Raw genomic sequence first — 9,801 nt, 5'->3', positions numbered from 1 at the left:
CCCGCGCCGCAATCGACTCCGGGGCACGTGCCGTTGCCCTCTACTCGGATCGACCCGTTCACATTCCACACTTCATGTGGAAGCCGCGAGATGGCGACCGCACCCGTCTGAGCAACTCCGCTGTTGTTGCGAACCGTCAGCACCTGCGTGACTCGGCCTAGGGGCCGAACGGGGTCAGGACCAACCTCGAGCGATATATTCACGGCAACCGTCTCTTGTACTGAGCTGACAGCCTGAGCGAGTGCGGTCTTCTCGCTCGCATCGCTCTCAAGCGTCGCGTCGGCCGTGATCAAGCGGGCTGCACCATCAACTTGGACTATATATTGCCGACTGCCGCTCCCCCCATCAGGGAGAGCCTCGATCAGCCACTCGACCCAATCGCCCACCTGCTGACCGTCGTTACTCGCCCAAAACAGTGTGGTATCCGCTGGGATGCGGGCCCGTAACCGACCATCCGTAACATCGTTTCCTGTCGTGTTGCCGTAGCTCACGCGGTAATCGAGCATATCGCCAATGCGCACCGGATCCGGCAACGGCGTCAGCCCGAGTTGCAACGGAGCGCTCTCTACCAAGACATCCGAGCTGGCCGTTGCCACCCCACCGTCGAATTGGACCGAAGCCGATTGGGCGATCAGGCTGCCATCCGCGACATCCCGCACAATCAGGTAGCTCAACCCAAGCTGACGCACTTCGCCAGGCTCAAGCGTCCCGAGCGCCCAGCTCACGGGCTCACCCGCGCCGCAATCGACTCCGGGGCACGTGCCGTTGCCCTCTACTCGGATCGACCCGTTCACATTCCACACTTCATGTGGAAGCCGCGAGATGGCGACCGCACCCGTCTGAGCAACTCCGCTGTTGTTGCGAACCGTCAGCACCTGCGTGACTCGGCCTAGGGGCCGAACGGGGTCAGGACCGACCTCGAGCGATATATTCACGGCAACCGTCTTTTGTACTGAGCTGACAGCCTGAGCGAGTGCGGTCTTCTCGCTCGCATCGCTCTCAAGCGTCGCGTCGGCCGTGATCAAGCGGGCTGCACCATCAACTTGGACTATATATTGCCGACTGCCGCTCCCCCCATCAGGGAGAGCCTCGATCAGCCACTCGACCCAATCGCCCACCTGCTGACCGTCGTTACTCGCCCAAAACAGTGTGGTATCCGCTGGGATGCGGGCCCGTAACCGACCATCCGTAACATCGTTTCCTGTCGTGTTGCCGTAGCTCACGCGGTAATCGAGCATATCGCCAATGCGCACCGGATCCGGCAACGGCGTCAGCCCGAGTTGCAACGGAGCGCTCTCTACCAAGACATCCGAGCTGGCCGTTGCCACCCCACCGTCGAATTGGACCGAAGCCGATTGGGCGATCAGGCTGCCATCCGCGACATCCCGCACAATCAGGTAGCTCAACCCAAGCTGACGCACTTCGCCAGGCTCAAGCGTCCCAAGCGCCCAGCTCACGGGCTCGCCCGCGCCGCAATCGACTCCGGGGCACGTGCCGTTGCCCTCCACGTTGATCGATCCGCTCACATTCCACACTTCATGTGGAAGCCGCGAGATGGCGACCGCACCCGTCTGAGCAACTCCGCTGTTGTTGCGAATCGTCAGCACCTGCGTGACTCGGCCTAGGGGCTGGACGGGGTCAGGACCAACCTCGAGCGATATATTCAACGCAGCGGCGCCTGCTATTGAAACGCCCCAAAGAAATGATATCGGCACAAGTCTGGCAAGCAGCCATGAGAGATTTGGGAAAGTAGAAATACGCTCGTTCATCCGTTCCTCCGTGAGAAATTCATTCTTTCAGGATGGGAGTGAGTTAACCCCAGCCCTTTTAAGGTGGCGAAATGTGTCCGCTTGTAAAACCCTAATTTTGCTTCAAAGTGCTTGCGCGAGATCGCAGGGTTTGAAGATTGCCAGGATCACCTGATCTTTTAACCATTTGATCTTAAATGTTTTTTTATACACTTTAAAATGGCTGGAGTTAACCCTCCCTTATCTGATGTTACGCAGCTGTCTTATAAAATCAATCACTTGCGAGCTGTAAACGCTAAGCCAACTTGTTGATTTCATAAAGTAGAGTCTCAGGGCGCTGCGTAATATTAGCCCTTGTTTTACATTTTCTGCCTGAAAATCGGCGTCAGTTAAATTACCTAAGGAATTGGACGTTGGACCAGCCCGGCGACGACCATCTGGCGCAGCCAACGTACCCCTTCAGGCGTCTCCATGAACACGGCCAGCGCGGACTCTGGCGGCGCGGCGTGCACTCGGCGGCGCTCCCAATAGCGCAGGGTGCCTCGCGCAACGCCCGCGCGGGTTGCCGCGCAACGCTGAGAGACCCCATCCTCCAGCGCGTTCGCCACCGCGCTGAACGGCTCGACGCCGCGCAGGCGCGAATGCCTTGGCTTCGTCGGTTCACATGCACTACAGTCCGATTCGGCAGGAGTATCGGGCACCGGCGTTTCCCCTCGGTTGGTTCGCACCCCCAAGGGTATGCCCTCCAGGTGCTCCTGCCACTCCCTGCACATGACAATCACCGACCAAAAAGCTCAGCCTTGGATCAAGCGATGATCAAGGCCGGCTGTTGGGGTGGACACCACGCCGAATCCACGCCCGTTCGCCGCGACCTTGGCCGATCGTGGAGTGGTCTACCAGCCCAATCCGGCTCCGGGCAATAAACCGATTGCTGTTGGGCATCGCTCTTCGGTGGTGGCGGCGTTGCCGGAACGCTCCCGCCTCGATCCCCCGTGGGTCGTACCGCTCCAGGCGCAGCGCGTGGCTAGCGATACCACCGCCACCGCAGTGGCCGCCGCGCAGATGGCCGCCGTGCTGGCCGATCCCGCCCAGCCCTATGGGGCGGCGTTGAGCGTGCAGGTGGCCGACTCCGACTACAGCCATGCGGCGTATCTGCATACGCTCAGCGCCTTCTCCAATCATGTCGTGATCGCCCGCAGCGCCAGCAACCGCGTCTACTATCGCCCCGCGCCGGCGAGCGCCTTGGCGTGCGGGCATCCGACCTGGTATGGCGCGCCTTTTCGCCTGGCCGACCCCGAGACCTGGGGGAGTCCCTCGCAGAGCGCTGAATGGCTTGATCAGACCGCCTCCGGACGGGTCATTCGCCTCACGCTGGAGCGACCTGTTGATGCGCGGACAAGGAGCCTGTTTTTGTCCAAAGTCCAACCAAGTACCCACAGATCCGGACAGGCGAAATTCCCGCATCCGGCTCCGCTTGCTCAAGTCTCTTTCGGTTTCTTCATCAGGAGTGCGTTTGTCAGACCGCCTCTCGGATCTCGAAGTCATGCGTGATGGCCGCCGTGGCGCCGAGCATGATCGAGGCCGAGCAGTATTTTTCGGCGCTCAGGCGGATTGCCTGCTCGACCCGCTTGGGATCGAGTCCGCGCCCGGTGACGATGAAATGGGCGTGAATGCGGGTGAAAACCTTGGGATCCTGTTCGGCGCGCTCGGCGTCCAGCTCCAGCACGCAGTCGGTGACGTCCTGGCGCCCCTTGCGCAGGATCATGAGCACATCGAACTGAGTGCAGCCGCCCATGCCGAGCAACAGCATCTCCATCGGCCGCACACCGACGTTGCGTCCGCCCAGTTCGGGCGGGCCATCCATCACCACCCCATGCCCCGAGCCGGATTCGCCCAGCATGGCGACTCCATCGATCCATTTCACCCGTGCTTTCATATTGCACCTCTCATGGCGGTTGGTTGTTATCCGGTTCGCTTCGATCGTCCACGCGGGCGGTGCCGCAGGCCAGCCTAAGTTCGACAAGCCCCTCAAGCCTGCCTAGAATCGAGTCCAGTTCCGCCCCCCACGCACAGGTCGAGCGATGAGCATTCAGAAAGCACCGCAGGACGAACCACGGTGGCTGAAGCCCTTTCTAGCGCACTGCCATACCAAAAGTTATGACAAGAACGTCGACTTCATCCGCCAGGGACAGACCGCCGAAAGCCTCTACTATCTCATCGAAGGCTCGGTCTCGGCCCTGATGTTCGATGAGGAAGAGCGCCGCGAACTGATGCTGGCCTATATCAACAAGGGCGAGTTCATCGGCGAAATGGGGCTGTTCGTCCCGCAGAACACGCGCAGCGTCATCGTGCGCACCCGCACCAAGTGCAAGGTGGCTGAGATCAGCTATCAGCGCCTCGACCGGCTGCTCGAAGAAGACCTGGCCGAGGTGGCTAAGGATTTTCTCTATAGCCTCGGCGGGCAGCTCGCGATGCGGCTCCAGATCACCAGCCGCAAGGTCGGGCATCTGGCTTTTCTCGACGTCACGGGGCGCATCGCCGGCACCCTGCTCGATCTCTGCAAGCAACCCGATGCCATGACGCACCCGGACGGCATGCAGATCCGGGTCACGCGCCAGGAACTCGGGCGCATCGTCGGCTGCTCGCGCGAGATGGCCGGGCGGGTGATCAAGAACCTGGAGGAACAGGGTCTGTTGAGCGTCAAGGGCAAGACGATCGTGGTCTATGGCACGCGCTGAGGCTGTTTAGAAAAACAGCCGCGCCAGCTCGACGCCCGGATCGGGCGCGCGCATGAAGGCTTCGCCGACCAGGAAGGCATGGACGCCCTGAGCACGCATCCGTGCCACGTCATCGCGGTTCAGGATACCGCTCTCGGTGACCAGCAGACGTTCAGCGGGAATCGATCCCAGCAGGCCGAGCGTGGTGTCCAGCGTCACCTCGAAGGTACGCAGATTGCGGTTGTTGATGCCGATCAACCGTCCGGGCACCGCCAGCGCCCGCTCCAGCTCCCCGGCGTCATGCACCTCGATCAGCACATCCAGGTCCAGCTCCCGGGCTAGTGCATTCAGCTCGCTCAGTTGCGCATCGGACAGACAGGCTGCGATCAACAGGATGGCGTCAGCGCCGATCAGCCGCGCCTCGCGCACCTGATAGGGATCGATGATGAAATCCTTGCGGATGACCGGCAGCGCACAGGCCGCGCGCGCGTGCTGGAGATAGACGTCGCTCCCCTGAAAGAAGTCCACATCGGTGAGCACCGAGAGACAGGCGGCACCACCGCGTTCATAGCTCGCCGCGATCTCGGCGGGATGAAAGTCGGCGCGTAACACGCCCTTGCTGGGGCTGGCCTTCTTGACCTCGGCGATCACCGCCGGATCGCCGGCCGCGACCCGCGTCTGGAGTGCCGCTGCGAACCCACGCACCGGCCCGACATCGGTCAGGGCGGTCATTAGCTCGGCCTCTGATCGACGCGCACGCCGGTCGTCGACCTCCTCGATCTTGCGCTGGACGATCTTCTTCAGGATATCCGGGGTATCGCTCATGTCTACATGTGGCCAATGGCTAGTGTGGATCGTGATCAGTCGAAGCTCGCGGTGAGCGCGGCCAGGCGTTGCAGACGCCGCTGTGCCTCGCCGCTGTCGATGGCCTGTGCGGCCGCCGTCACGCCCTCGGCGAGCGAGTCGGCGCGCCCGGCGGCATAGATGGCGGCACCGGCGTTGAGTAACACGATATCGCGCGCCGGGCCTGACTCGCCGGCCAGCACGCCCAGCAGCAACGCCAGACTCTCCGCCGGACCGCCGACCCGGATGGCGTCGAGCGACGCGCGCTGGAGCCCGAAATCCTCGGGACGCAGGCTATAGGTATGGAGTTCGCCATCGCGCAGTTCAGCGACATCCGTGCTGTCGGCGATGCTGATTTCGTCGAGTCCGTCGCGTGCATGGACCACCAGCACATGCCGGCTGCCGAGCCGTTGCAGCACCAGCGCCAGGGGTTCAAGCAGCTCGGCACTGAAGACGCCGAGCACCTGATTGGGCACGCCGGCCGGGTTGGTCAGTGGTCCCAGAACGTTGAAGATGGTACGCACGCCCAGCTCGCGCCGTGGCGCAACGGCGTGCTTCATGGCGCTGTGATGGCCGGGCGCGAACATGAAGCCGACCCCGACCTCGCGCACACAGCGGGTCACCTGCTCGGGACTGAGATCGAGCCGGATACCAGCCGCTTCCAGCACATCAGCCGCCCCGGATTTGCTGGAGACCGAGCGGTTACCGTGCTTGGCGACATGACAGCCCGCCGCCGCCGCCACGAACATACTCGTCGTCGAGACATTGAAGGTGCCGGAGCAGTCGCCGCCGGTGCCGACGATGTCGACCGTATAATCGAGTCCGTCGAGATCGACCCCGGCGGCCAGTTCGCGCATCACCGAGGCCGCCGCGGCGATCTCAGGCACGCGCTCGCCCTTCATACGCAGTGCGATCAGGAACCCGGCGATCTGAGCCGGCGTGGCCCCGCCGGTCATGATGGTGCGCATCACCGCGCTCATCTCGTCGCTGTCGAGGTCGCGGCGCTCGATGCAGCGCGCGATGGCGTCCTTGAGTTCCATGTCAGCGGTCCTCCAGAAAGTTCTGGAGCAGGCGATGGCCGTGCTCGGTGAGAATGGATTCGGGATGGAATTGCACACCCTGGATCGGCAGCGCGCGATGACGCACGCCCATGATGCATTCGCGCGCACCATCCGGGGTCTGGGTCCAGGCCGTGACCTCCAGACACTCGGGCAGTGTCTCGGGCTCGATCACCAGTGAGTGATAGCGCGTGGCCTCGAAAGGATTGGACAGCCCATTGAAGACACCCTGATCGGTGTGATACACCGGCGAGGTCTTGCCATGCATGACTTCAGGCGCTTTGATAATCTGACCGCCGAACGCCTGACCGATCGACTGATGTCCGAGACAGACACCGAGAATGGGCACCTGACCGGCCAGACGCTCGATCAGCGCGACCGAGATCCCGGCCTCGTGCGGCGTACAGGGTCCGGGCGAGATGACCACCCGTTCAGGCGCCAGCGCCACGGCCGCTTCGACCGTCAGCTCATCGTTGCGCACCACCCGCACCTCGGCGCCCAGCTCGCCGAAATACTGCACCAGGTTGTAGGTGAAAGAGTCGTAATTGTCGATCATCAACAGCATAGCAAGGGCATCCAGGGATTCTTGGGGTGACGGCGCATTCTCGCCGAAACGCTCCTCGAACGAAACCGGCGTGATACGGCACTCGCCCGAACGTTGGCAATTCATGGTTCAATACCGGCTCGACCCGAGTGATCGGATTCGATGGACGCTGGCGCGGCGGTCCCTGAGCGGTTCGGATCCTGCGCCCTCGTCCCGGATCTACGTTCTATTCTGCAAGCGTGAGAGCAACCGATGGATGTCGAACTGATCGAAATCCAGGAATTCCTGGCCAGCCATCCGCCGTTCGATCAACTGCCCGAGGAGACGCTGGCACGTCTTCCGAGGCGCCTGTCGGTGCGCTACTTCCGGCGTGGCATGCCCTTTCCGCCCGAGACGACTGATCCGTCCTGTATCTACATTCTGCGGCGCGGCGCGATTGAACTGCGCAATTCGCGCGGTGAACTGGTCGGCAAGCTGGCCGAGGGCGATCTGTGCGATCAGAACTGTCGCGTCGAGGCCGACGCCGATGAGGCACGCTTTCAGGGCCATACCGCTGAGGACACGCTCGTCTACGCCCTCCCCTGCTCGGACCTGGCCGAACTGCGCGCCGCCCATCCATCCTTTGCCGAACACTTCGATCAATCGACCTCACGCCGGCTGCGCAAAGCGCTCGACGTGGTGACCGAGTCACCGTCCAGCGGCACCGGACTCATGACGGTGCGGGTGCGCGACATGGTCCAGCGCGCGCCCATCGCCACCGGCCCGGAGACCAGCATCCGCGAGGCTGCGCGCATCATGTCGGAGCACCATGTCTCTTCGCTCCTGATCATGGATGGCGAGCGACTGGCCGGCATGGTCACTGATCGCGATCTGCGCAATCGCTGTGTCGCGGCCGGACTGGCGACCGATCAGCCGGTGCACGCGATCATGACCGAGACCCTGACCACGGTCGACCTGGACACGCTCGGCTTCCAGGCGCTCATCGCCATGACCCGGCTCAATATCCACCATCTGCCGGTGCTGGAGGGCGGGCAGGTCGTGGGGCTGATTTCCTCGACCGACTTCACCCGCTTTCAGAGCGCCAACTCGATCTATCTGGTCGGCGACATCCACCGTGCCGACTCGATCGAGACCCTGGCCCAGATCGGGTCCAAGATCGCCGAGCTACAGGTCCACCTCATCCTCGGCGGCGCCACCGCGACCCAGGTCGGGCAGGCCATCAGCGCCATCACCGATGCCATCACGCTGCGTCTGATCGAGCTGGCCGAGGCCGATCTGGGCGCGCCGCCCGTACCCTATGCCTGGCTGTTGGGCGGCTCGCAGGCACGGCGCGAGCAATCCTCGCATTCGGACCAGGACAATGCGCTGTTGATCTCGGACGAGGCCAAGCCCGAAGACGACGCCTATTTCGCGGCGCTGGCGCGCTTCGTCAACGATGGACTCAACGCCTGCGGCTTCGTCTACTGTCCCGGCGATGTCATGGCCAGCAATCCCAAATGGCGCCAGACACTACGGATCTGGAACAAGTATTTCTCCAATTGGATCCTCAAGCCCGAGCCGATGGCGCTGATGCTGTCGAACGTCTTCTTCGATATGCGCTCGCTGCGCGATCCGCACGGGCTGTGCGAGGAGCTGCACGAGCGCATCATTGAGAAGTCGCGCGCCAACCGCATTTTCATCGCCTACATGGCGGCCAATGCACTCAAAAATCGTCCGCCATTGGGCTTCTTCCGCAACATCGTGCTGATCCAGGGCGGCGATCACGACCACACCTTCGATATCAAGCATCGCGCGCTCATCCCTATCATCGACCTGGCGCGCGTCTATGCGCTTTCGGCCGGGATTCCGGAGAACAACACCAACGAGCGGCTCCAGGTTGCCGCCGAGCGCGGGGCCTTGAGTCGCGACGGGGCCGCCAATCTGATCGACGCGCTCGAACTCATCGCCACGCTGCGCATGCGCCATCAGGCCGATCAGCTGCGTAACGGCCAGCCGCCCGACAACTTTCTCGCACCCGATGCGCTCTCACCACTGGAGCGCGGGCATCTGAAGGAGGCCTTCGTCTTGATCAACACCATGCAGGAGTCGCTCGGCCAGCGCTATCAGACCGGGCGCTTTGCCTGACGTATGGCGATCCTGACCGACTGGGGTCGACGCTGGCGCCACCGACGCGCACCCGAGGGACCGCTGCGCGACTATCTGGCCCAGCCCCTGCCGCGCCCGCGCACCGATTATCGCGAGGTCGACTATCTGGCCATCGATCTGGAGACGACCGGACTCGATCATCGCCAGGATCTGATTCTGAGCGTCGGCTATGTCGTGCTCCACGGACCCGAAATCGATCTCTCGACCGCGCGTCATCACCTGGTGCGCATCGATCGCTCCATCCCCGAAGCGAGCGCCGTGATCCATCAGATCACCGACGATCAGGCCGCCACCGGACGCGAGCTGGAGGATGTCCTCGGCGAGACCCTCGCCGCGCTCACCGGCCGGGTGATGATCGCCCATCATGCCAGCATTGAGCAGGGCTTTCTGTCGCAGGCCTGCCAGCGCTGCTGGGGTCAGGGGCTGCCGCTGCACATTGTCGACACCCAGACCCTGGCCCATCGCACGCTGGAGCGGCGCCAGATTCCGTTCAAGGCTTCGGATCTGCGCCTGCACGCGCTCACCAGTCGCTATAACCTGCCTCGTCACGGGGCCCACAATGCACTCAGCGATGCCCTGTCAGCCGCCGAACTGTTCCTGGCCCAGGCGGCCTATCGCGATGACGGACGCCGGCTGCGTCTGTCGGAATTTCTGTGCTGAGTGAAATCGGATTTATCGTCTCGGCTAGATCGTCACTCAGTCGACGGTTTACTATTGTCGACGGATTCATCCAACCACCAGCGTCG

Annotated in this window: 10 protein-coding genes; 4 read left to right on the top strand and 6 right to left on the bottom strand. The window is 62.8% G+C overall.

Features of this window, described 5'->3' with window-relative positions; genetic code table 11:
* The coding region (locus tag GJ668_RS15795) for a COG1361 family protein (RefSeq protein WP_155451094.1) at positions 1-1,607 on the bottom strand (1,607 nt) is incomplete at its 3' end.
* 539 nt (positions 1,608-2,146) lie between these two features.
* Positions 2,147-2,449 (bottom strand): hypothetical protein, encoded by a 303-nt coding sequence (locus GJ668_RS15790; RefSeq protein WP_155451093.1) that lies wholly within the window; start codon positions 2,447-2,449, stop codon positions 2,147-2,149.
* Positions 2,450-2,582: 133 nt separating this feature from the next.
* Between GJ668_RS15790 and GJ668_RS15785 the strand changes: the two genes are divergently transcribed.
* A complete protein-coding gene (locus GJ668_RS15785) occupies positions 2,583-3,299 on the top strand; it encodes a transposase (RefSeq protein ID WP_155451092.1) in 717 nt (238 codons plus the stop codon).
* Here GJ668_RS15785 and GJ668_RS15780 read toward each other — a convergent pair.
* Positions 3,265-3,684 carry an OsmC family protein gene (locus tag GJ668_RS15780; RefSeq protein ID WP_155451091.1) on the bottom strand — a complete coding sequence of 140 codons (420 nt, stop codon included), beginning with the start codon at positions 3,682-3,684 and terminating at the stop codon, positions 3,265-3,267. The genes GJ668_RS15785 and GJ668_RS15780 overlap by 35 nt on opposite strands.
* Positions 3,685-3,829: 145 nt before the next feature.
* Between GJ668_RS15780 and crp the strand changes: the two genes are divergently transcribed.
* A complete protein-coding gene (gene crp / locus GJ668_RS15775) occupies positions 3,830-4,486 on the top strand; it encodes a cAMP-activated global transcriptional regulator CRP (protein WP_155451090.1) in 657 nt (218 codons plus the stop codon).
* Positions 4,487-4,492: 6 nt separating this feature from the next.
* Here the strand turns inward: crp and trpC are convergent, their stop codons facing one another.
* Genes trpC through GJ668_RS15760 form a run of 3 tightly spaced genes read right to left on the bottom strand, consistent with a single transcriptional unit; the run spans position 4,493 to position 6,931 of the window.
* The gene (gene trpC, locus GJ668_RS15770) at positions 4,493-5,290 is read right to left on the bottom strand and encodes an indole-3-glycerol phosphate synthase TrpC (protein WP_155451089.1); all 798 of its coding nucleotides are present in this window, start codon (positions 5,288-5,290) and stop codon (positions 4,493-4,495) included.
* A gap of 35 nt (positions 5,291-5,325) precedes the next feature.
* On the bottom strand, positions 5,326-6,348 hold the full coding sequence (gene trpD / locus GJ668_RS15765) for an anthranilate phosphoribosyltransferase (protein WP_155451088.1): 1,023 nt from the start codon (positions 6,346-6,348) through the stop codon (positions 5,326-5,328).
* 1 nt (position 6,349) lies between these two features.
* Positions 6,350-6,931 carry an anthranilate synthase component II gene (locus GJ668_RS15760; RefSeq protein WP_155451098.1) on the bottom strand — a complete coding sequence of 194 codons (582 nt, stop codon included), beginning with the start codon at positions 6,929-6,931 and terminating at the stop codon, positions 6,350-6,352.
* 231 nt (positions 6,932-7,162) lie between these two features.
* On the opposite strand from GJ668_RS15760, the gene GJ668_RS15755 reads away from it, so the two are divergent.
* Positions 7,163-9,034, top strand: coding sequence for a putative nucleotidyltransferase substrate binding domain-containing protein (locus tag GJ668_RS15755; protein WP_155451087.1), 1,872 nt, complete (start codon positions 7,163-7,165; stop codon positions 9,032-9,034).
* A gap of 3 nt (positions 9,035-9,037) precedes the next feature.
* A complete protein-coding gene (locus GJ668_RS15750) occupies positions 9,038-9,715 on the top strand; it encodes an exonuclease domain-containing protein (RefSeq protein ID WP_155451086.1) in 678 nt (225 codons plus the stop codon).
* Positions 9,716-9,801: the final 86 nt, after the last annotated feature.

Origin of the sequence: Allochromatium palmeri, from assembly GCF_009720725.1 — a bacterium.
GTDB classification, from domain to species: Bacteria; Pseudomonadota; Gammaproteobacteria; order Chromatiales; family Chromatiaceae; genus Thermochromatium; species Thermochromatium palmeri.
Note: the sequence above shows the minus strand (reverse complement) of the source record. Positions and strands in the feature narration are given on the sequence as shown.

Coding starts and splice junctions, on each gene's coding strand:
- trpC (WP_155451089.1), bottom strand. CDS start 5,290: ATGAGCGATACCCCGGATATCCTGAAGAAGATCGTCCAGCGCAAGATC.
- GJ668_RS15780 (WP_155451091.1), bottom strand. CDS start 3,684: ATGAAAGCACGGGTGAAATGGATCGATGGAGTCGCCATGCTGGGCGAA.
- GJ668_RS15760 (WP_155451098.1), bottom strand. CDS start 6,931: ATGCTGTTGATGATCGACAATTACGACTCTTTCACCTACAACCTGGTG.
- trpD (WP_155451088.1), bottom strand. CDS start 6,348: ATGGAACTCAAGGACGCCATCGCGCGCTGCATCGAGCGCCGCGACCTC.
- crp (WP_155451090.1), top strand. CDS start 3,830: ATGAGCATTCAGAAAGCACCGCAGGACGAACCACGGTGGCTGAAGCCC.
- GJ668_RS15750 (WP_155451086.1), top strand. CDS start 9,038: ATGGCGATCCTGACCGACTGGGGTCGACGCTGGCGCCACCGACGCGCA.
- GJ668_RS15755 (WP_155451087.1), top strand. CDS start 7,163: ATGGATGTCGAACTGATCGAAATCCAGGAATTCCTGGCCAGCCATCCG.